Consider the following 21,018-nt stretch of genomic DNA (forward strand, 5'->3'; position numbering starts at 1 on the left):
AAGAGGAGCAGTTGCTCCTCTTTTTTTAGCGGGTATAAAACTTATAAGCTTTTATCCGACTTGGTAATATCGCCTAAGAAAATTTCACGATAAGCAATATAGGTGACGCCAATAAGAATTGGTGTGGCTAACGCGTTGATGACAACGTTGATTAATGCTTGGATATAAGGGCTTGAAATAAGCGATGAAAACATCGACAGCACTAGGGATGAAATCATCACAACAGCAATCATGCAGACAATCAAAACGATGACAAAAACGAGCACGGCAAAGAAGTTCTTTAAGCCACCAACAAAACTATTACCGATAGCTGGTATAGCTTTTTGGTTGCTAAATAGAATCAAACTAACTGCAAACCAGGTCGCTAACGAGACTAAGATTACGAGTAGTGCCGCCCATGGGATAGCATGTGACATTGTTTTTAATACCGACAGCCCATAAGCCTCATCACCAGCCTCTATTCTCGCCACATCAATACCGTTAAGGGTTTCAAACCCAATGATCGACATCAGAATTAATATAGCTCCGATAACCAGCGTAATAGCGGCAACGGTGTAAAGTACTAGCTGCCCAATTGTTCGATGTTTAAAGGCTTCAAACATCTGCAAGGGCTTTACATCACCTTGCTGTTTGTAAACCTGATGGGCGCCTAGCAATAACCCAGCAATAAGAATTGGGTTGATAATCGCTAAAACAAGTGCCGTCGGAGGAAGTAGGGCAGGTATAAAGTTAGTTATAAATGAATATACCAGCGCTGCAATAAACCAGCTTTTAAAGTGAGGAATGTAAATGTCACTGAGACTACGTTCTAGCCAGAAAAAGCCGCGCAATGGTGACACGGTTTGGCTTTGCGCAGGCTCGAAGTCACTGGGTTGTTGCTCGTCCTCGTGAATAAACTCGTTGTTATTATCCATAATGCCTTCTCTTAAATGATTGAGTTTACGTCATCAAAATCGAAACGTGGGCTGCGCGGGAACAAATCTTTTTCCGTGCCGTAACCGAGGTTGCATAAAAAGTTAACCTTGGTTTTAGTGCCACCGAAAAACGTTTCATTGATTTTTTTAGGACTGAATCCAGACATTGGGCCGCAGTCTAAACCAAGTGCACGCGCTGCCATTATGAAGTAACCACCTTGTAGAGAGCTGTTACGGAAGGCTGTTGATTCGATAAATTTATCGTTGCCCACAAACCAGCTTTTCGCATCAGTGTGAGGGAATAGCTTTGGAAGCTCTTCGTAGAACTCCATATTCATACCAATAATGGCGCATACAGGAGCGCTCATGGTTTTGTCGACGTTTCCTTCCATCAAACAAGGTTTTAACTTTTCTTTAGCTTCGTCGCTTTTAACGAAAACCACACGCATTGGGCAGCAGTTAGCTGATGTTGGGCCCATTTTCACCAGGTCGTGAAGCTTATGAAGTAATTCGTCTGAAACCTCTGTATCTTCGAAGTCATTGTATGTGCGAGCTTCGTTGAATAAGGTGTCTAGGGCGTCTTGGCTCAAAGGCTCAGCGTGTTTTTTGCTCTGTTCAGACATGTTTTCCTCTATAATTTATGAAATTATGATGCATTTTACCGATTGTTTTACCATAATAAAGGTATCTATAGCGTGAATTTTAGTAAATCCCGATGAATTATAACCATTTCATGACATCAGCTTCCAAAGTTGCAGTCGCTGGCCTTTTTTGCCTGCTGCTTCTTGCGTCTTGTGGTGGCTCGGAAAAACACGCTAATCTGTGTGAAAAACATTTCAATACTCAAAGCTACAAAATCGCATTAAAACATTGCCAGCAAGCTGTCGAAGAGGGCGACAGCGCCTCGCAGTATTTCTTAGGGAAAATGTATCTTGAATCGGGTAAGCAGCAAGAAGGGCGCGAGCTGATTAAGCAGTCTGCTGAATCTGGCTTCAAAAAAGCGATTTTTCATAGCACCGTCTGGACATTGCTGTCGAAGGATGTTGAATCGGCCACAGCCAAAAAAGCCATACAGCAGATGCAGCAGTTCGCTGAAAGTGGAGATGACGTCGCCCAGTTTTGGATGGGGAATGTGTTTTTATTTGGCTATGTCGGTCAGAAGCCGAGTCCGAACGAGGCCACTTACTGGTATCAGCTTTCAGTCGAACAGGGTAACGTTCGTTCGATGAACAACTTAGCTTGGATAAAGGCATTGGCGCGGGACAGTGAGCTGTTTGATCCTGAAGGGGCGATTGAATTGTCCAAAAAGGTAGTTGCAAAGCACCCTAACAGTCATGGCTATTTAGATACGTTGGCGGCTGCATATGCGGCTAATAATGACTTTCAAGCCGCCATTGAAACTCAGGAGCGAGTATTATCCTTAGCACAATCGATGGACTGCCAACACTGCTCAGAGCACCTTGTTGAGTATTACCAAGGGCACCTAGAGCGCTATCATCTAAAAAAACCACTTGAAGAAGACCTGCTTAAGTAATATTGTTAAATAAATCAACAAGTTGTTTGTTGAGCTTATTAAACGGCAGGTTTATGGTTTTTTTCCGAACAATCACTATCTTTGGTCTAATCGTTGGCTTTTTTGTTATAGGCTTATCAGGTTGCACCAGCAAAACAGATGCGTTTACGTTGAAGGCGAATCAAGAGCGATGGTTTTGTACGCCGCTTGGTGAGGACGATTGGACTTGCCAAGAATCTAGTCGTGATTTTGAGCAATTGGAGCAACACAATAAACGGGCTCAAAGTGAGCCAGAACAAAAACTAGAATCTAGCGATACAGATACAAGCTCAGTCAGTTCCACCTTTGTCGTGAAAGGAGCAACTCGCGAGCTTGAGCAAGGGGCTGAGCGTCTTTCAAACCAGGAAGTCTCTGCTCAGGACAGCTCTTCTCAAGAAAACTCTTCTCAAGAAAACTCTTCTCAAGAAAACTCTTCTCAAGAAATACCTGTCCAAGAAACACCCGTCCAGAAAGCCGTGCCAGCTCAATTAGAAGGCGCTGAATTCAAATCAGAGAGTGCTTCTAGCAGTAATGCTGACCGTAGTAATGATGAACATAATGGCTCTTGGCCAGTGGCGATATCGCCTTGGGTCGTGCAGCTAGGAGCTTACGGTTCTATGGCTGCAGCGGATGAGCTTGTTCAAAAGGTCGGAAAAGGTGAGGTTTTTAAAACGCAGGTTAAAGGACGTTTTTACTTCACGGTAGTGGTCACTGGCTTTTCTCAGAAATTTGAAGCCGAGCAATCGGCACGCGAAATAGAAACGCGCCCATTAGGCATATCACCTTGGGTTCGACAGGGCGCTTCTCTGCAAAAATTTCTGGTCGATTAATGTGACAAGTAATTAATAATATTGAGTAGTTCGACCTCGATAGGTTCTGAGGTACTTTCTACAATGCGTCCCATCTCTTCTTGGTTTTGATACACAATAATCGTTGGTGTGTACTCAACCCCCGCTTTTTTTGCTAATCCTTGGCTGTCCGATTTATTCCTATCTAAAGCGATTAGCTGCAATTGTATATTAGGGTTATTTAATTGCTTTTTGAGTTTGATCAAGTTTGGAATTTCGCGTTGACTATCATGGCACCAGGTACCAAAGAAAGCGATGATTTGTGTTGGCGTGGTAACGGCATTCAACTGTGCAACTGCAGAACTGTCTAAGTCGTTATGGCGCTTCACGGAAAATATCGGATAACTGTTTTGCAGTTCATCGATGGTAATGGGGCCTGCAGCATCCATGTGTTGCTCAAAGCGGCTTGTTGAGTGGTCGCTGTGTGGGTTGGCTGAGTTTGTTTTGCAGGCTGATAAAGCAATAGCCACAATCATAAGTAGTGTTAATTTTGAGGTCATGATTTTTCCTGTTCGAATTGTAAGCTAACTGAGTTGACACAAAAGCGTTGGCCGGTTTCGGTCGGGCCATCATCAAAGATGTGGCCAAGATGAGAGCCGCATTGGGCACAAAGAATTTCTGTACGGCTCATGCCATGGCTGTCATCTGCTCGATAAGCAATGGCTTTATTATCTTGAGCTCGATCAAAGCTAGGCCAGCCACAGCCTGAATCAAATTTGGAGTCATCTTTAAATAATGGCGATTCGCAACAGACGCAATGATAAGTGCCCTGCTCATGATGTAGGTTGTAAGAGCCTGAAAAAGGAGGCTCGGTCCCTTGCTGTTGTGTGACATGAAACGTTGCGGGATCAAGGTTGTTAATGTTTGCCTGAGCTAACTGCTTTAAAGGCGGGTAGGCGATATGGAATTCACTCCAAAGTCTCCAGTTATGAGGAACGGGAATATCATACTTTGAGGCTTGATCGAGCAAGTAGCCGTTAATAGAATTAATTTCGGTCAAGTTTCCCTTAAGGACATCTTGCAACATTGATGATTGATTGTTCGCGGTTGCTTCGATGACGGTGATGATTGTTTCTTTTAGGGGCGCATCAAGGTTAATAGCTAAAGTATCTGCTAAACGCTGGTTTTCATTAATTAAAGCTAAAACCTTAGGCCACTTGTCGCTATCAAGCAATTCTCCGTTTTTGCACTGATAAATCGAGGTTAATGGATTGACCACTGCGTTAATGGATAGCTTCTGCCAAAGGATGTTGTTAATACTAGGGTGCCACTCGGCATTTAGCGCATCACAGATCTGCTGGGTAAGAAACTCCGGTTTTGAATCGCTTTCTAGGTGACCAAAGGTTATCTTGCCTTGTCCTGCGTAGTGAACGGCTTGCTTGGCTTTGATATAGGCACCGTGGGTGTTACTGGCAAAATAGAGTTGTTGAGGCTGGATATACCTCAAAGCAATTTTCTCATGGCCCATACCGTTTTGGAAAAGTACGACATTAGTACTGTCGGTAATCGCATGTGAGATACTATCTAAAGCAGCTTCGAGCTGATGAGATTTAACACAGACCCAAACTTGCCATAATTCATCACAATCTTGAGCCGCTACAGCAGGGATTTCATGATAGATTTGATGTTCTTGGTGGGTTAGACACCACTCTGAGCTGTATTGAGCATCAGCTTTGACAATAAGCTGGCAATCAATGGAAGCTTCGGTTAGTTTATGGGCTAGTAACTGGCCTATGGCGCCTGCACCAAGAATCGTAATCATTGAATAATAATGTTTAATAAGTTGAGAATTATCTTATAGTGATTTTATCAAGAATAAAACTCCCAGACAGCGTTAGGAACTTCGTCTACTTCCAGCCCGAAGTTTTCCGGATGTTGTTTTTAGGCTTTTCCGCTGGACTACCTTTGCTTTTAGTGTTGGGAACTTTATCCCTGTTATTAAAAGATGCGGGGATTTCACGCAGTGAAATTGGCTTTGCCTCTTGGATCGGACTGGCCTACTCCATTAAGGTGTTCTGGTCACCCATTGTCGACAATTTTAAATTACCGATTCTGAGTAAATTACTTGGCAAGAGGAAAAGCTGGTTACTGTTCGCGCAAATTGGTATCGCGATTGGTTTGTATATGATTTCGCAAACAGACGCGGGTACTGATACTCAGAGATTGGTGATATTTGCATTAATCACTGCGTTCTTGTCGGCAACACAAGACATTGTCATTGATGCGTTTCGAGTAGAGTCTAATGATGACAAAAAACAAGGTGCTGCGGCAGCGACTTACATCATGGGCTACCGAATTGGCATGATCGTTGCAGGAGCTGGAGCCTTAAAGTTAGCGGCAAGTTTTGACTGGGAAGTCAGTTACCAAATCATGGCTATTTGTATGGGGGTGGGTATTTTAGGTGGTCTGTTATCACCAGAGCCGCCGCATAAAAAACAAGTGCTTGGTGAAACAGAATTAGAGAAAGATATTTCTGAAAAAGTTTTAAGGCCACTAGCTAAACGCAAAGCTGGGTTGAAACAGAAAATAGAGTCGCTGACGGCATTTCAGTATTTCGTCAAAGCCATCTTATCGCCTTTTGTAGACTTCTTTCAGCGCTACAAATGGTGGGGACTGGTCATTATCGCCTTTATTTTATCGTTTAGGGTCAGCGATATTGTGCTAGGTGTTATGACCAATGTGTTCTACGACGATATGGGATTCACTAAAGATGAAATCGCTGATTACTCAAAGATCTACGGCGTGATCATGACCATTTTAGGGGCCTTTATCGGCGGTTATGTGGTTAACAAGGTGAAGATACTGTGGTGTTTGCTATGGGGAATTATCTTAGTCATCCTAACAAACCTTTTATTTGCCTACATGGCAAGTCAGCCTAAAGATGTTGGTTTTTTAATTGCAGTGATTAGTGCGGACAATATGGCTGGTGGTTTTTCGATGGGTGTTTTAATGGCTTACTTTGCGACACTGATTAATCAAGAGTTTACGGCTACGCAATTTGCCTTATACACGTCTTTAATGACATTAACAGGCAAGATATTGGGCGGCTATAGTGGCGTTAATATCGATAACTGGGGATATCCAATGTTCTTTACCTATGCCGCTTCGCTAGGAATTCCAGCTTTATTATTGATATTGGCACTGCTGTATCGAGAAAAGACTCTTAAGCAACAAGAATAAAAAAAGGCGCTCGTTGAGCGCCTTTTTAGTCTCTCTATATATACGCTTATAGGTGAAGCGTAAAGCCTGCATAGACGCCGTCAATAGTAATGTCACTGGCTAGCGAGTCAAAGTCATCAAAGTCGATGTCGAAGGTACGATATCCTAATTCAACACCAAAGCCTGTTTCGCCCTCATAAGCGATGTAAGCTTTAATATCAGAGATTTTGTCGCCAGACTTTTCACCGATATTAACAATAGCACCTGTTCTCAGGCCGGTGAATGGAAGGTCGAACTGGGCTTTGCCATAAACGGCTGGTACCGTTCCTTCAAGATTTACGCGGCTGCCGACAACACCGGTGGTGGCGGTGTAATTGATTTCAGCAAAACCGTCGAAGTCTTTACCAGTAAGTCCTAGATCGAGGTTGACCCAGTTATCGAGTAATTCGTAATACAGGGTGTAGTCGACGTGAGATAAGTCATAACCAGAAGTGAGCTCACTGTCTTGGGCAAAAGTTACGCCGTCAAAAGTGAAGGTTTGTGAAGCGGTGCCGATGGCACTGCCTTTAAGATTGTTTTGCTGAACTTTGACGTTGGGTAAAAAAGGGATTGGGTGCTCAAACGCCAAGTAGTAAACGTTATCGTCATCATCACTAAAGCCAAGGTCTTGGTTCAAGTCGATAGTGTCACTGCCTGAGCGCATTGTGCCGTCGATATCGTAATTCCAACGCTCAGCGCCCGCATAAATGCCAACAAAATCAGCGCTAGCAGCGCTCGAAGCAGCAATAAGAGAAGCTACTGTAATGATTTTTGATAATTTCATAGGTGTTCCTCAATATATTAGTTGTCGCTATTTTAAAGCTTTTTCACTTTAAAAAATACCCAACTCATCAAGCCTCCTAACTTTCTGTCGGTTGAATTGTTATAATTGTGACCTCTTTAATTAATGACTCACTATTTTGGATAATCGTTTTGGCGGCATTGCCCGGCTGTATGGCCAGTCTGGCTTAGAGAAATTTCAGCAATCACACGTTTGTGTGGTCGGTGTCGGTGGTGTTGGCTCGTGGGTGGCAGAAGCTTTGGCACGCTCAGGAATTGGTAAAATCACCCTGATCGACCCTGATGAGGTCAGTGAAAGTAATATCAATCGTCAATTAGTCGCTTTAGAGAGCACTATTGGGAAGGGCAAGTGCGATGTCTTGGTGGAGCGTATCGCCGATATCAATCCTGAATGCCAAGTTGAGGTGATTGAGGACTTACTCAAGCCAGACAACACGCGTGAGTTGATTGGTACTGAGTTTGATTATGTGGTTGATGCGATTGATAGCGCCCGAAGTAAGGCTGCATTAATACGTCATTGCAAAAGAAACAAAATCCCCGTCGTGTGTATTGGTGGTGCTGGTGGCCAAATTGATCCTCAACAGATTACAGTAGCCGACATAACCCGTACTCATAATGACCCGCTGCTAGCCAAAACTCGCTCTATACTGCGTTATGATTATGGCTTTTCGAGTAATTTAAAGCGCAAGTATCAGGTACCTTGTGTTTACTCAACCGAGCAGTTGTCTTATCCGTTGCCAGATGGCACCATGACCCAACAGAAGCCTGATACTGAGCGTGCTATGAAGATGGCTTGTGACGTTGGAATGGGCTCAGCGACACATATTACAGCAACTTTTGGGTATTTCGCGGTAGGGTTGCTTTTGAAGAAAATCGTTACAAAAAAACACTAAAAGTGACGAGTTATATACTATAGACTTGCACCGAAAATTAACTATTAAATAACAAGGACTTATAATGAATAAAACCATTGTGCTGCTCTTAAGTTTGCTTGCTGTAGCATTTGTTCAGGCGAAAGAAATCCCGATTGAAGACTTTGCAAAAAAGTCTCAATTCAAATCCACAAGAATCTCCCCTGATGGCGAGCATATTGCCTTTACTTATGAAGAAGGATCTGAAGTTAAGCTTGGAATTATGAGCCTAACGAAGAAGGAGTTATTAACTTCTTTTGACGTTGGTCCAGAAAGAGAAGTTGTTTACTTCTACTGGGCTAATAATGAGCGTGTAGTGCTATTAGCTGGAAATATTACTGGCTGGTTAGATGGTGCTAATAAAAATTACCGTTTAATGGCGGGAAATATTGACGGTACTAAAAGGAAGGAGCTTTGGGATTTCCAACGATCTGGATTGAGAATCATATCTACATTAGATGGTGACGATGAGAGGATATTAACCACCAAGTCTCACTGGCAAGATGATGATGTGAAACTGCATTACCTCGATGTCTATAAAGCTAAACTTGATTATGCTCCTGACTCTCCTGAAGCTGTAGGGGAGAATGCTGGGATTTCGTCTATTAGTGTGGATTTAAATGATGTCCCTAGAGTTGCTGTAGAGTACGACCTTCAAGATAAGGATGATAGCTCTGACGATATCAGTCGATTACACATCAAGAATAAATTTGATGAGTGGACTGTTCTACAACTCCCTAAAAGTAGAGATGAAGTTCCGAATGTGTACCCGCTAGGCTTTAATGTTGATAATAATAAATTTTATTTTGCATCAAATCATGACTTAGATCATAACGGTGTAACGGGGCTTTTTGTGCTTGATATAGAGACACAGCAAATAGAAAAGTTATTTAGACATCCTGATGTAGATATCAGTGGTGCAATAAGAGGGGCTGAAGGTGAAGTTATAGGGGCTTATTATGAGCCTGGTTATCCAAGCTATTATTATTTGTCTGATCCAGCCGTCGCAACAGAAGTGAAGTTTCATAAATCATTGCGCGCAAGCTTCAAAGGTGCAGATATCACTGTTAGTAACTACAGTGATGACGGGACTTTTACGGTTGTGAGAGTCACTAGCGATAAAAACCCTGGTGACTTTTACCTGTTTAATCGTGAAACCAATAAAGCTGAGTATATAACAAGCTCAATGCCTCATATTAAACCGAAAGAGATGTCGGTTGTTGAACCTTTCGCAATGAAAGCGCGAGATGGCTTGAAAGTGTATGGCCAAATGACAATACCTAATGGCAAAGAACTTAAAGACCTGCCAATGGTGGTATTTCCACATGGTGGACCTTATGGGGTTGCTGACAGCTGGGGATTTGATTGGCGTGCACAGTTGATGGCGAATCGAGGCTATTTAGTCTTACAACTAAATTATCGTGGCTCAGGTAATTATGGTGAAGACTTTCAAGAAGCAGGTTATGGTGAGTGGGGCACCAAGATGCAGGATGACTTAGCGGATGCAACTTTATGGGCGATAAAACAGGGATATGCCGATAAGGATCGCGTTTGTATGCACGGCATTAGCTACGGTGGTTATGCGTCAATGCATGCGGCAGTGAGGCATCCGGATTTATACCAGTGCGTCATTCCTGAAGCAGGCCTTTACGATATTGAACTACAGTGGGATAAAGCGGACTCCTTCCGTAATGCTAGTGAAGCCTATAAAAACAGCTACATTATCCAGTCTTTCGGCTCAATGGAGAAAAAGGTTTTGGAAGAACGCTCCCCAGCGTTTAATGCGGATAAAGTCCAAGTTCCTGTATTCTTGATCCATGGAGAAGATGATGTCCGTGTACCAATTGATAATGCTTATGTGATGGAAGAAGCGTTAAAGAAAGCGGGGAAAGAAGTTAAGACTTATTATAAGCCTGATGGTCATGGATTCCATGTTATTGATTATCGTATTGAATCTTTTGAAGAAATTTTTGACTTCTTAGAAGAGCATATAGGCAAGTAAAGTTAAAAACTCTATTAAAGCCACCTTCAGGTGGCTTTTTTTGTGTCAAAAAATATCGTAACTTTTTCTCTTGAAAAAAAATAATTCGTTCCTATATAAGTTATGAGCGTTAAGTCTCTGAGAGATTAACGCCGTTAACTTTAAACTTTATATTGCTTCTATTGGAGGATATACCTTATGAACAGAATCGATCTATCACCATTATACCGTAGTAGTGTGGGTTTTGACCGCTTAGCGTCATTACTCGATAGTACATTACGTGGCGAACAAAACAGTAGTGGTGGTTACCCACCTTACGACATTGAAATTCTTGACGAAAATAAATACGCCATTACCATTGCCGTCGCTGGTTTTGAGCAAGATGAGTTAGATATTCAAACGGAGAAAGGCGTATTAACGGTTCGTGGTCGCAAGGCCGATAGCGATCAAGAGCGTAACTTCTTACATCAAGGCATCGCATACCGTGCTTTTGAACGCAAGTTTAATTTAGCAGACTATGTAGAAGTTATAGACGCTAACATGAACAATGGTTTGTTAACCATTAACTTGGTCAAAGAGATTCCTGAGGCTATGAAGCCTAAGAAAATTTCTATCGGTAAATCCGAGGCGAAAACCATTGAGCATCAGTCTGATAAAAGCGAACAAGCTGCTTAATATCAACCGATTCATTCATCTAAATCTTGCTTATAGAATACAGGGGCCGATTGGCCCCTGTTTTATGCTTACCATCTTTGTTTTTATCGTGCTAGCCGTAGCAAGGTGTTCAGTAAAACTTGTGTGCCTTTCTCCACGTCATCCCAGTGCGACCACTCATCTGGAGCATGACTGACGCCGCCAACACTAGGAATAAATATTAAACCTGTTGGTGTTAGATCGGTAAAGAACTGGATGTCGTGACCTGCACCGCTGGGCATTTTCATGTAAGAATAATCCAGCGCCTTAACTTCTTCCTCAATGAGGTCTACCACTTCAGGGCTAAAGTATTTAGGCTCTAACCAGCTCATTTGTTCATACTCAAAGTACAGCTTATGTTTGCGAGCAATAGAGGAAAGTACTTTACGGCAACTATTAGCCAATTGATGCATGATATCTTCCTGCATATCTCGACCAACAATGGTGAAGTGAGCTTCGCCAGGAATGGTATGAGCATAACCGGGTTTTAAGTCAACACGCCCAATCGTTAGACGGCTTTTGTCGGTGCCTTCTTCATCAATAATTCGACTGATTTCGTGAGCAAAATCTGCCAAACCCATGAAAGCATCACTACGCATATCCATAGGCGCCGTTCCTGCATGATCCGCTTTTCCTTTAAGCTTAACTAACCACTTAAAGACACCAGAAATACCGTCAACAACACCGATACATTTGTGGGAATTTTCGAGTACAGGTCCTTGTTCAATGTGCAACTCCAGGAATGCTTTCATACTTGAGGGATCGCGACGAGCACGCAGAGTTTCATGAATATTTAATCCACACTTTTCGAGAGCATCTTTTAAGTATTCCCCTTTAGGATCGCGTGCTTTCTCTAACCAGTCTAGGGTTAAGTGACCACTTAAAGCTTGCGCCCCAAGCATGCCACCAAAGCGTCCTTCTTCTTCACTGGTGCCAATAATTTCTATGGGGCAATTAACGTCAATATTGTTTTCTTGAATAACGCGGATACATTCTAAACCAGCGATAACACCAAGGGTGCCATCAAACATACCGCCAGCGGGTACTGAATCGAGGTGGGAACCTATTAAAATAGCGGGTTTGTCTGGATCGCCAAATCGTCCACAAACATTTCCTGCACCGTCCATGTGTGTTGTGAGACCGCAGCTTTTAAACTTCTCCATCATCCATTGCCGGGCCTGCATATCAATGTCGGTTAACCCTTGGCGGTAAATGCCTTTGTCTTTTTCATTGAAACCAAACTTTGATAACTCGTATAAATCATTTTCTATTCGTTCAATATTGATTTGAGTGATAATGATCGCCTTAATTAATGTGAGTCATGTCTAAAATATATACCTTAATTATAACCTTAGATCTACCGGTTTGATTTGATTTCAAAGCTTTGCTAAGGTGGGTTGTCTTTCGCAGAGACATCAACCTTAGGTTATGACCCAATACATGGTATCGGTCTTCTTGTTCCTGCTAATGGTTAGTAGCGGGGCAATAGGTAGCGAGTGTGGTGAGCGGCAATGCGCATTAGATTTGCAACTTAAAGAAGGCAAGGATGAGGTAATGACATCGGGCCACTTTAATTTAATTTGGCCAGTTAAAGATGAGTCGACCACTTCAGAAGAAAAAGAGTCTGATGGTGACAGGGAAGATGAATCTTCTGCGATTGAACACTCTACGATAAAAGCTACTTTAGTCGATTTCGAGAAGCATTCCGCAACTCAGTTAAAAATTTCTTCTGACCAATTTTTTTCACATATCAGCCACACCATAAATATTCATCCAACGCAACGCGCGGTGAGCCTTACGGGCTTTTCTGATGGTGATTATTATGCGCAATTATATGATGCGAGTAATAATCCTGTAAGTAACGCGGTTATGGTAACGGTAGAGCATCACTCAATGTTTAAAGTTTGGGTGATTTTCACTTCTGGAGCTGCACTTTTTTTAATTCTTATTGGCTATATGGTGACTAAAGTCTTCCGTCATAAAGAAGAAGCATAATTATGGACTATAACCCGATCTCGATTACAACGGCATTAATGTTATTGGTTCTTTTTGGAATCGTATGGATTTTCTTTGGCTGGTGGTTAGGTCGGAAAAATAAATCTCTTGATGATTTTATGCTTGCTGGTCGTAATGTTGGCTTAGCTTTTGCTGGCGCAACTGCGATGGCGACATGGATTACCAGTAATACAACCTTGGTTGCTCCGCAGCTAACCTATGAGTTAGGTATTTGGGGAATGGTTGGTTACTCACTAGCAGCGCTAGGACTTATTTTATTTGCGCCGATGGCAAAGCGCATTAAAGAGCTGATGCCACAAGGATATACCTGTGGTGACTTTATTCGCGTACGTTACGGTAAAACGGCGTGGATTGCCTTTTTAGTCGTTTCATTTTGTTATGCCATGGGTTGGTTAGTCAGTCTTGGCATGGCTGGTGGCGTCTTACTCGATACCTTGAGTGGCTTAAGCTACAACGTCGGTATGACGGTCATTCTCGTTATCTGCGTGGGTTATACCTTACTTGGTGGTCTTAAGGCGGTAATTGCAACGGACTATGTTCAAACCATTATTATCATTGTTGGCGTTTTGATTATCGGTTTTGTGTGTTATCAAACCGTCGGCTTTGATCGGGTTTATGAATTTAATAAAGAACACCATCCTGAGTTGTTGAACCTGCTGTTCCCTGCGGCGATGATGTTCCTCTTTAATAATATATTTTTTGGCTTAGGCGAAATATTTCATTCGAATGTCTGGTGGTCTCGTGCGCTGGCCTTTAGACTAGGGATCGGTAAAAAAGCGTACTTGATGTCTGGTTTATTATGGTTACCCATTCCTATCGTTACCGGCTTTATTGCATTATCAGCACCAGTACTCGGTTTATATCCTGATTCGAGTGATATGGTTGGCCCAATGGTGGCTGCTAATTTACTGGGAGACATAGGCGCAATTTTTGTCTTTATTGTAGTGTTTTCCGCACTGGCATCGAGTTTAGACTCACTGCTGGCGGCAACCAGTGATTTAGTCACGCGTGATATTTATAACGGCTTAATTGATAAAAGTGCAAGCAAAGAGAAATTACATCGAATCAGCAAGCTGGTTATTTTAGGTTTGGGTTTTGTGACGTGGCTGATTTGTTTGCCGAAAATAACTACGTTAGGCGCGTTACTCAATTTCACAGGTGCCTTTGTAGCCAGCACGATTTGGCCGATTGTTTTAGGATTATATCAGCGCCGTCTATCCGGTGACTTCGTCACGGCTGCGTTAGTCTTAGGTACTATCAGTGGCTTGATTGGTTATCACACGATCGGCTTTTATGTGGCAGCCCTGTTTAGTTGTATTGTGTCTTTCCTGATTTGTATGATTGGCCTGTTAGTTAAAAATGATAACTTTGATTGGCAGCGCCTGAAAAATATGGAGAAACCACAATGATAATTTCTCTAGAAGCATTAGAAACATTAGTACTGACGGCAATGGCAGTGACCTGTTTGTCGCCAGTGATTTTAATTATTTTATTGATCAAGGATTGGATAAAGGATGAATTATGGTGAACCCAATGGTTGATGACAGCATGAAGTTTTCACGCGTAAAACCGGATGTTTTTGGTGATGCGCATCCAAAGGCTTTATTGAAGCGGATTCAAGAAGATGGTGACAAATTACAAGTATTAGCAAACCAACACATTGTTTCTGTTGAACAGTTTGAAGCGGATACTATTCTGCAATTATTCCGACTTGCTAGTAAGTATGAAAGCAATCCTTTGCGCTTTAGCGACCCCCTTAAAGGTAAAATTCTGATCAGTGCATTTTATGAACCAAGTACCAGAACGCGCCTGTCCTTTGAAAGTGCATGGCACCGTCTAGGCGGTGACATTATGTCGATCACCGACCGTGCAACAACCGGTATTGCGAAAGGGGAGTCTTTAGCTGACGTTGGTGAAATGTTTAACAACTATGGCGACTGTGTTGTTCTTCGGGAATCAAACGAAGATTCAGTGACGGAGATGACGTCGACACTGCGTATTCCGATCATTAATGCCGGTAACGGTACGCGTGAGCATCCAACACAAGCGATGGCTGATCTCTATACAATTTTTAAATGGAAGCCTGAGTTGTTAGAGAATAATGGCACCAAAATAAAAATTGCTGTTATCGGGGTTCCTAGTTTTATGCGGACTGTGCGAAGCTTATTAAAACTTTTCGCACTATTTCCTGATATTTTTTCCGAAGTTGTTCTGGTTCATGACAGTGATGAGACTGAAATATTTACCCCAGGTCAGCGAGAGAAGTTAGAAGCTAAAGGATTGAACTTGACCATTAGTCGAACTCTTGATGATATTTTGCCGACGTTAGATGTGGTCTATATTAATGCCATTGCTTGGGTTGGTGATTCTTATGAGGAGCATGGAACTAAGTTTAAACTCGATAAAAACTCACCGTTAAAAGAAGATGCGATCATTCTTCATCCGTTAGCTCGAGGTGATGAGCTATCAACTGACTTGGATGAAACCCCTCATAACTGGTACTTTTCACAAGCTCGTGGCGCTGTTTTTTTAAGAATGGCGTTGTTGACTTGTATGGTTGAACGAACGGAGCGAGTGCTCGACGTCGTTTAAATTGGCAACAGAATTACCTTATTATTTTAACTTAAATCCGAGGAGATTTAGTGTATGTGCGGAATCGCGGGTGTTATACACAGTGATAAGAACCGAGCAATAGATTCGCAAACGTTAGTTAATATGGCAGCGATTCAATACCATCGTGGCCCAGATAACTTCGGTTATCATAACCCTCAAGGCGCTGGTGTGGGCTTAAGTCACGCTCGCCTGACAATTATTGATTTAGATGAAGAGCGTGGTCGTCAGCCTCATGTCAGCGATGATGGACGATACATGATGGTACATAATGGTGAGTTTTACGATTTTCAGCGTATTCGTGCGTCGATGACAGCACAAGGTGCGCGCTTTCAGAGTAAGAGTGACTCTGAGTTAGTGTTGCAAATGTATCCTCATTACGGTATCGAGAAGACGGTAGAGAATTTGCGCGGTGAATTTGCTTTCTCTATTTATGATCGTGAAGAAGAAACCATGTATTTGGTACGCGATCGTTTTGGTATTAAACCACTGTACTGGACCGAAACTGAGCATGGCGTGGTCTTCGGCTCGGAATTAAAAGTGTTATTCGCACATCCTGATGTCAAAAGAGAGATTGACTCTGAAGGACTCTATCATCAATTAATTCAAGTGATGGTTCCAGGTTCAACAGCGTTTAAAGGGGTTAATCAGGTTCCTCCAGGCCACTGGATAAAGATTCAACGTAAAGACGGCAAGTTACATATTGAACAGCATAAATACTGGGATATAGACTTCCCACAGGCGGAAGAGCACCTCAAGGTTAAAGAAGAAGAAGAGTATATTGAGGGAGTACGCGAACAATTGTTGGAAGCCGTACATTTGCGCTTGAATGCCGATGTGCCGGTGGGTGCTTACTTATCAGGCGGAATCGATTCTTGTTCAATCTTGGGCTTATCCGCATCAGTGAGTCAAGATCCTGTTAAAGCCTTCACGATTGGCTTCGATGATGCCGATTACGATGAAACGCCTATCGCTACTGAGATGGCGGAGATGACAGGTGCTGAACAAATCATTTTGCCGTTATCGGCAGAGCATCTTTATGATCATTTTGAGCGAACCATTTGGCATACGGAACGGACTATCTACAACACCTTAGGCGTAGCGAAGTTATTGATGAGTCAAAAGGTGCGTGAGCAGGGTTACAAAGTGGTGCTGACGGGTGAGGGCAGTGATGAATTGTTTGCTGGGTATCCCGCGTTTAGAAAAGATATGTTCCTTTATGGGTTATCAGACCTACCTGATAATTTAAGAAACGATTTACAGTCAACTCTAGCTGAGTCAAATGAGTTGTTCAAAGGCGCCATGTTGCCAAGAGAGGAGTTTAAGTCTGAAGCTATTGATCAAAAAGTCGGCTTTACACCCACTTGTATCCAAAGTTGGATGGGGTGCGACAATTTTGCTCGAGATTTGATGACTCAAGAGCATCACGAAACTATTAAAGACTACGACCCAGGCACCGCAATGGCTGAACAGTTTGATGAAACCCAACTAGAAGGTCGTCACCCGCTTGATAAAGCGCAGTATGTTTGGATTAAGACCATGTTAGAGGGGCAAATTTTAACATGGGGAGGTGACCGAGTGGATATGGCCAACTCCATGGAAGCACGGCCACCGTTTTTGGATCATCATCTGGCGGCCTATGCTGTCAATATTCCTCCACAGATGCGGATTAAAGGCCCAGTGGAAAAGTACGTGCTGAAAGAGGCGATGAAAGGACTGCTCCCTGAAACCCTATATAAGCGGCAAAAGTTTGCATTCATGGCGCCTCCAGCGCATACCGATGAGAAGAAATGGAGCGCATTGATGGAGTTGATGGAGGAGTTTGCGAATAAAGAAAAGATTAAAGAAGCCGGGTTGATTGACTATGATGCATTACAAGCCATGCTTCGCAGTCATGACGATCCAAGTGTCTCCAGAGATCATAAAGTTCAGATGGATGCGATCTTGAATCATGTCTTAGGAGTTCAGCTACTTCACCATCACTTTGTTAAACAAGACATTCCCAAAAGAGCCGCGGCAAAAGCCCACGAACTGGGTTGGGCTGCTTAAACCTTCTTGTTACGTCCTAAATTTTAGGGCGTAACTTTTCTCTTCTTAATGATTTCAAGTCTTATCTGCATCTCTAAAGTCGGAACTGACTTATACCTTTTCACGTTTATGTAAAATTTATGGCAAGTGCACTACAAAAAGCATGAGCTTGGGTTATACTAAATTTTAAGAAAGAGTCTTAACTTACTAGAGTTAATTGTTTTTGATTGGCTTATAGAGAATTTTAGGGATTTATCATGCATATTACTCGATATACGGATTACTCACTTCGTGTATTAATTTACCTTTCGTTGAATACTGAAAAACGTTCAACGATCAAAGATATTGCAGATAGTTACGGCATTTCTAAAAATCACTTAATGAAAGTTGTCCATAATCTCAATAAGTGCGGCTATATTGAAACATTGCGTGGTAAAAAAGGCGGGATGCGATTAAGTAAAAAACCAGAGAATATTAATGTCGGAAAATTGGTTTTAGAGTTAGAGCCTGACTTTAATCTTGTGGAATGTTTTTCTCACAATGGAAACTGCGCAATTACACCTGTCTGTGAATTAAAGTCTATTCTAGGCTCGGCGCTTAGCGAATTTATTAAGAAACTCAGTGAGTACACACTTGCCGATGTGATTGTTAAAGGTGATGAAGGGAAAGCTGCGGAAATCCTTGGCTTATCCCTCGATAACGATAGTGATGGTAAAGTGATACCTATTAGCAATGTTGGCTAATTAACCGTTAAGTTAAACTCTCTGCCACACCCACATAAGTCCTAGCGCCAATATAGCGACAGAAATTAATGGCACAGAAATCTTTCTGACTTTTTCCTTTTTGTTGAGTAACCATAGAAATGGTATGGCCGCGAGTATGATCGCAACTTGACCAATTTCAACTCCTAAATTAAACCCTATGATGCTGGTTAACTGATGGCTTTTACTTAAACCCAGTTCAGTTAGTGCGCCTGCAAACCCCAGTCCGTGCAATAAACCAAATGCTACAGTCATGAGCATGAGTTGCTTGACCCAGTGAGTCATCACGTTAAGTGCAGAATAAGCTACAGAAATGGCGATCCCAACTTCTGCCCACTTTGAAGGAATGGATATCCAACCTAATGAAGTCAAGGTTAGGGTAATAGAGTGTGCTATTGTGAAGCCTGTTATGAGCCAAATCATGGACTTTAATTTTACTGGGCTTATTGGCTTAGCATCGTTACTCAGCGGTTTGATAGGCTTGTTCACAAAATGCAGGAGGAGAGTCAGCACGAATAAAATATGATCAAGACCTATCCAGATATGAATCATGCCTTGGTACAAATAAAACAAAAACGTATCCCAAGCTGACTGTGTTCCGCTTGTTAACTGCCAAGGCTGGTTTGGACCATCAATAATAGTTTGTGCTTGCCCTGTCTCGACCTGCCAGTTAAGTAGTAGTTTATGATCAGAGGTTGTGTCAAATAGCGCAGAATAATTAACATTGATAGGCGTAGGACATTGCAGCGTTAATGGCTGCTTCAATAGGGTTTCCCCATAGCTATCCATCAAAGCAATATCGAAACCCCACTCAGGCTCGCAGGCTTGATCACCTGATGAAAATACTAAATGGTCACTTAAGTAGTCGGTCACTTTTGAATGGCTTTGATTAAGTTCTTGCCACGTGAGTTCCCCATCATTTTTACTATCTAGGTTTAACGTGTGATGTAAGTCGCTAACAGAAACAGCAATGTAACCCACGTGTACATCTTGTGAATACTGCTTAAGAGTCAGGTTTGCTGTGCTGAATTCATGAGCTTGTAATGACGTTGCAAAAAACGTTGCAAGTAACAGTAATCCTAAAAGTAGTAGGTTGCGCATATATCCCTCATTGTTAGAGTTTTTGTGCTTGTTCCAGTAACGCCTTATCAGCAGGTTCTTTGACGTGATTCCAATTCCGATGAGCCCACTGTTGGGCTAATTCAGAATTTGGAGAAACATAAGTGTAGTAATAAGCTATGTCTGCGGCATGTAACTGATCGTTTCTTAATATTCTTAGCTCAATCTTTTTATGGATTAAGCTTTGAAAGTGATCGCCTTTTGAGGCTAACTTTTCTGCTCTAGCCAAGCGGACCAAGAGCCCATCCTCTAAGTTTGACTGGTGTTTTTGTGCCAGTTGGTTGAGCTTTTGATATACGCTATGTTCAGATTTATTTTCGAAAGCCATGTCCGCCCATTGATACCATTGGCTGACAGGTGCTTCATTTAATTCAAAACTAAAGCTAGATTCGGCATCGCTGTAATTTTTATTGATGCGGTGCATCGTCCCTTTAATCTGATGATAGAAACGGGTTAAAGGAGTATCGGTAGAGTCATAGCGCTTCGCTAAACGCTTTATTGATGATGTGACAGTATCAATTTTTTCTTGATGTACTTTTACTTCTATTAAGCATAGTTCACTAGCAGCAATATTATGCGATAGCAATTGTCGACACTGACTGTCAGCCAGGTCGAGTTTATTTTGAATGATATACACTCGAGCTGCTACCAATAAACTCTGAGGGTAATAAATGCTGCTTTCATCAATCTGCTCTAACAACAATATTGTCCGTTCGAATTGATGGTCGCTTTGTGCGATATTTGCTTTTATTAGGTAATACTGGTTGGCTTGCGAGCTAGTCAGTTCCTCTGTTTTAACAGGAGCTATTAATTTTTTTGCAGTAATAAGTTTGTTACTGTTGCCGGGGTACTTAGAGCGCTCTATGTGTTCACTGACCGTATCAAGAAGAGAGGACACATCTTGCTCAGAAGCTATTGAAATATCATTACGATTGGTTGGTTTATTAAAATCCTTGACGTCATATTCAAGAATAACGTCTGATGATTTATTAGGGATCCATTCTTTCGCAACATTCTTAGAAGGAAAAGAACACATCAGCAGCGTAATCGCTGCTGATGTGAGTAGTTTAAGTTTATTGTTCGCCATCTTGAACCAAGTCCTGATAAGTATCAGTTGTGGTAACGTCGAATATAAACTCTCGCCCATTGACACCAGATGGTTCATCACCTGGTTGTTTTTGATAGGCTTCTCGACTGTAAGAGCTAAACACTTCCTGCTTGACGTTTACAGTAATATCTACTTCAGTAGTTGCACTGTTAGACTGACCGTCGGTCGCAATAAAAGTGAATACATCTGCTCCGGTGAACTCGCTGTCAGGCGTATAAGTAAAGCTGCCATCATTGCTAAGTTCTACAGTACCAGATTGCGGATCATTAATGATAACGAAGCTTAAAGCATCACCATCAGGATCTTCCGCTTGCAGTTCATCCATGACCGGTGTATCTGTTTCGGTCATGATTGAAAGCTTGCTGGCTACAGGCGCCTGATTCATGTCAGGAGCCCCGTCATCGTCGTCGCTACAAGCCGCTAAGGCTAGAGCGGAGGAGACGATTGCCAGATACTTGAATGTTTTCAAAGTATTCAT

The 21,018-nt window shown here is 42.3% G+C and carries 21 protein-coding genes; 12 read left to right on the top strand and 9 right to left on the bottom strand.

What is annotated here, in order from left to right:
• Positions 1 to 41 precede the first annotated feature (41 nt).
• Complete coding sequence (locus TQ33_RS02435) at positions 42 to 914, bottom strand: BPSS1780 family membrane protein (RefSeq protein WP_046560664.1); 873 nt, start codon at positions 912 to 914, stop codon at positions 42 to 44.
• A gap of 11 nt (positions 915 to 925) precedes the next feature.
• Positions 926 to 1,537 (bottom strand): malonic semialdehyde reductase, encoded by a 612-nt coding sequence (locus tag TQ33_RS02440; RefSeq protein ID WP_046560665.1) that lies wholly within the window; start codon positions 1,535 to 1,537, stop codon positions 926 to 928.
• 110 nt (positions 1,538 to 1,647) lie between these two features.
• Between TQ33_RS02440 and TQ33_RS02445 the strand changes: the two genes are divergently transcribed.
• Both TQ33_RS02445 and TQ33_RS02450 read left to right on the top strand, forming a co-directional pair.
• Entirely contained in the window at positions 1,648 to 2,448 is an 801-nt protein-coding gene (locus TQ33_RS02445; RefSeq protein WP_046562238.1) for a tetratricopeptide repeat protein, read from the top strand.
• Between the two features lie 53 nt (positions 2,449 to 2,501).
• A complete protein-coding gene (locus TQ33_RS02450) occupies positions 2,502 to 3,296 on the top strand; it encodes an SPOR domain-containing protein (protein WP_046560666.1) in 795 nt (264 codons plus the stop codon).
• On the opposite strand, the gene TQ33_RS11575 is transcribed toward TQ33_RS02450, so the two are convergent.
• Complete coding sequence (locus TQ33_RS11575) at positions 3,293 to 3,814, bottom strand: thioredoxin family protein (RefSeq protein ID WP_052735166.1); 522 nt, start codon at positions 3,812 to 3,814, stop codon at positions 3,293 to 3,295. The genes TQ33_RS02450 and TQ33_RS11575 overlap by 4 nt on opposite strands.
• A complete protein-coding gene (msrB, locus tag TQ33_RS11745) occupies positions 3,811 to 5,076 on the bottom strand; it encodes a peptide-methionine (R)-S-oxide reductase MsrB (RefSeq protein ID WP_071841087.1) in 1,266 nt (421 codons plus the stop codon). Before msrB ends, TQ33_RS11575 begins: the two co-directional genes overlap by 4 nt.
• 38 nt (positions 5,077 to 5,114) lie before the next feature.
• On the opposite strand from msrB, the gene TQ33_RS02465 reads away from it, so the two are divergent.
• Positions 5,115 to 6,494 (top strand): AmpG family muropeptide MFS transporter, encoded by a 1,380-nt coding sequence (locus TQ33_RS02465; protein ID WP_218915778.1) that lies wholly within the window; start codon positions 5,115 to 5,117, stop codon positions 6,492 to 6,494.
• A 46-nt stretch (positions 6,495 to 6,540) separates the two neighbouring features.
• Here the strand turns inward: TQ33_RS02465 and TQ33_RS02470 are convergent, their stop codons facing one another.
• On the bottom strand, positions 6,541 to 7,296 hold the full coding sequence (locus tag TQ33_RS02470) for a TIGR04219 family outer membrane beta-barrel protein (protein ID WP_046560668.1): 756 nt from the start codon (positions 7,294 to 7,296) through the stop codon (positions 6,541 to 6,543).
• 136 nt (positions 7,297 to 7,432) lie between these two features.
• Here TQ33_RS02470 and tcdA point away from each other — a divergent pair, with 136 nt between their 5' ends.
• From tcdA to TQ33_RS02485, 3 genes are all read left to right on the top strand, one after another.
• Positions 7,433 to 8,206 carry a tRNA cyclic N6-threonylcarbamoyladenosine(37) synthase TcdA gene (tcdA, locus tag TQ33_RS02475; protein ID WP_228640333.1) on the top strand — a complete coding sequence of 258 codons (774 nt, stop codon included), beginning with the start codon at positions 7,433 to 7,435 and terminating at the stop codon, positions 8,204 to 8,206.
• Positions 8,207 to 8,270: 64 nt separating this feature from the next.
• Positions 8,271 to 10,226: a S9 family peptidase gene (locus tag TQ33_RS02480; protein WP_046560670.1), complete on the top strand. Its 1,956-nt coding sequence runs from the start codon at positions 8,271 to 8,273 to the stop codon at positions 10,224 to 10,226.
• Positions 10,227 to 10,403: 177 nt separating this feature from the next.
• Positions 10,404 to 10,880: an Hsp20 family protein gene (locus TQ33_RS02485; RefSeq protein ID WP_046560671.1), complete on the top strand. Its 477-nt coding sequence runs from the start codon at positions 10,404 to 10,406 to the stop codon at positions 10,878 to 10,880.
• 83 nt (positions 10,881 to 10,963) lie between these two features.
• Here the strand turns inward: TQ33_RS02485 and TQ33_RS02490 are convergent, their stop codons facing one another.
• Positions 10,964 to 12,193, bottom strand: a complete 1,230-nt coding sequence (locus tag TQ33_RS02490; RefSeq protein ID WP_046560672.1) for a Zn-dependent hydrolase — start codon at positions 12,191 to 12,193, stop codon at positions 10,964 to 10,966.
• 133 nt (positions 12,194 to 12,326) lie between these two features.
• Here TQ33_RS02490 and TQ33_RS11580 point away from each other — a divergent pair, with 133 nt between their 5' ends.
• From TQ33_RS11580 to TQ33_RS02515, 6 genes are all read left to right on the top strand, one after another.
• Complete coding sequence (locus tag TQ33_RS11580) at positions 12,327 to 12,893, top strand: hypothetical protein (protein WP_144405936.1); 567 nt, start codon at positions 12,327 to 12,329, stop codon at positions 12,891 to 12,893.
• Positions 12,894 to 12,895: 2 nt separating this feature from the next.
• On the top strand, positions 12,896 to 14,323 hold the full coding sequence (locus TQ33_RS02500; protein WP_046560673.1) for a sodium:solute symporter family protein: 1,428 nt from the start codon (positions 12,896 to 12,898) through the stop codon (positions 14,321 to 14,323).
• Positions 14,320 to 14,442, top strand: coding sequence for a hypothetical protein (locus TQ33_RS12120; protein WP_267283368.1), 123 nt, complete (start codon positions 14,320 to 14,322; stop codon positions 14,440 to 14,442). The genes TQ33_RS02500 and TQ33_RS12120 overlap by 4 nt, the downstream gene beginning before the upstream one ends.
• Positions 14,436 to 15,506, top strand: a complete 1,071-nt coding sequence (locus TQ33_RS02505) for an aspartate/ornithine carbamoyltransferase family protein (protein WP_046560674.1) — start codon at positions 14,436 to 14,438, stop codon at positions 15,504 to 15,506. The genes TQ33_RS12120 and TQ33_RS02505 overlap by 7 nt, the downstream gene beginning before the upstream one ends.
• A gap of 54 nt (positions 15,507 to 15,560) precedes the next feature.
• Positions 15,561 to 17,573 carry an asparagine synthase (glutamine-hydrolyzing) gene (asnB, locus tag TQ33_RS02510; protein WP_046560675.1) on the top strand — a complete coding sequence of 671 codons (2,013 nt, stop codon included), beginning with the start codon at positions 15,561 to 15,563 and terminating at the stop codon, positions 17,571 to 17,573.
• A gap of 236 nt (positions 17,574 to 17,809) precedes the next feature.
• Positions 17,810 to 18,295, top strand: a complete 486-nt coding sequence (locus TQ33_RS02515; protein WP_046560676.1) for an RrF2 family transcriptional regulator — start codon at positions 17,810 to 17,812, stop codon at positions 18,293 to 18,295.
• A 12-nt stretch (positions 18,296 to 18,307) separates the two neighbouring features.
• On the opposite strand, the gene TQ33_RS02520 is transcribed toward TQ33_RS02515, so the two are convergent.
• The 3 genes from TQ33_RS02520 to TQ33_RS02530 are packed head-to-tail and all read right to left on the bottom strand — an operon-like array spanning position 18,308 to position 21,018.
• Positions 18,308 to 19,414 carry a HupE/UreJ family protein gene (locus TQ33_RS02520; protein WP_046560677.1) on the bottom strand — a complete coding sequence of 369 codons (1,107 nt, stop codon included), beginning with the start codon at positions 19,412 to 19,414 and terminating at the stop codon, positions 18,308 to 18,310.
• Positions 19,415 to 19,427: 13 nt separating this feature from the next.
• A complete protein-coding gene (locus TQ33_RS11585; protein ID WP_052735168.1) occupies positions 19,428 to 20,519 on the bottom strand; it encodes a hypothetical protein in 1,092 nt (363 codons plus the stop codon).
• A complete protein-coding gene (locus TQ33_RS02530; RefSeq protein ID WP_046560678.1) occupies positions 20,506 to 21,018 on the bottom strand; it encodes an Ig-like domain-containing protein in 513 nt (170 codons plus the stop codon). The genes TQ33_RS11585 and TQ33_RS02530 overlap by 14 nt, the downstream gene beginning before the upstream one ends.

It is taken from the genome of Kangiella geojedonensis, assembly GCF_000981765.1.
In the GTDB taxonomy this organism is placed as follows: Bacteria; Pseudomonadota; Gammaproteobacteria; order Enterobacterales; family Kangiellaceae; genus Kangiella; species Kangiella geojedonensis.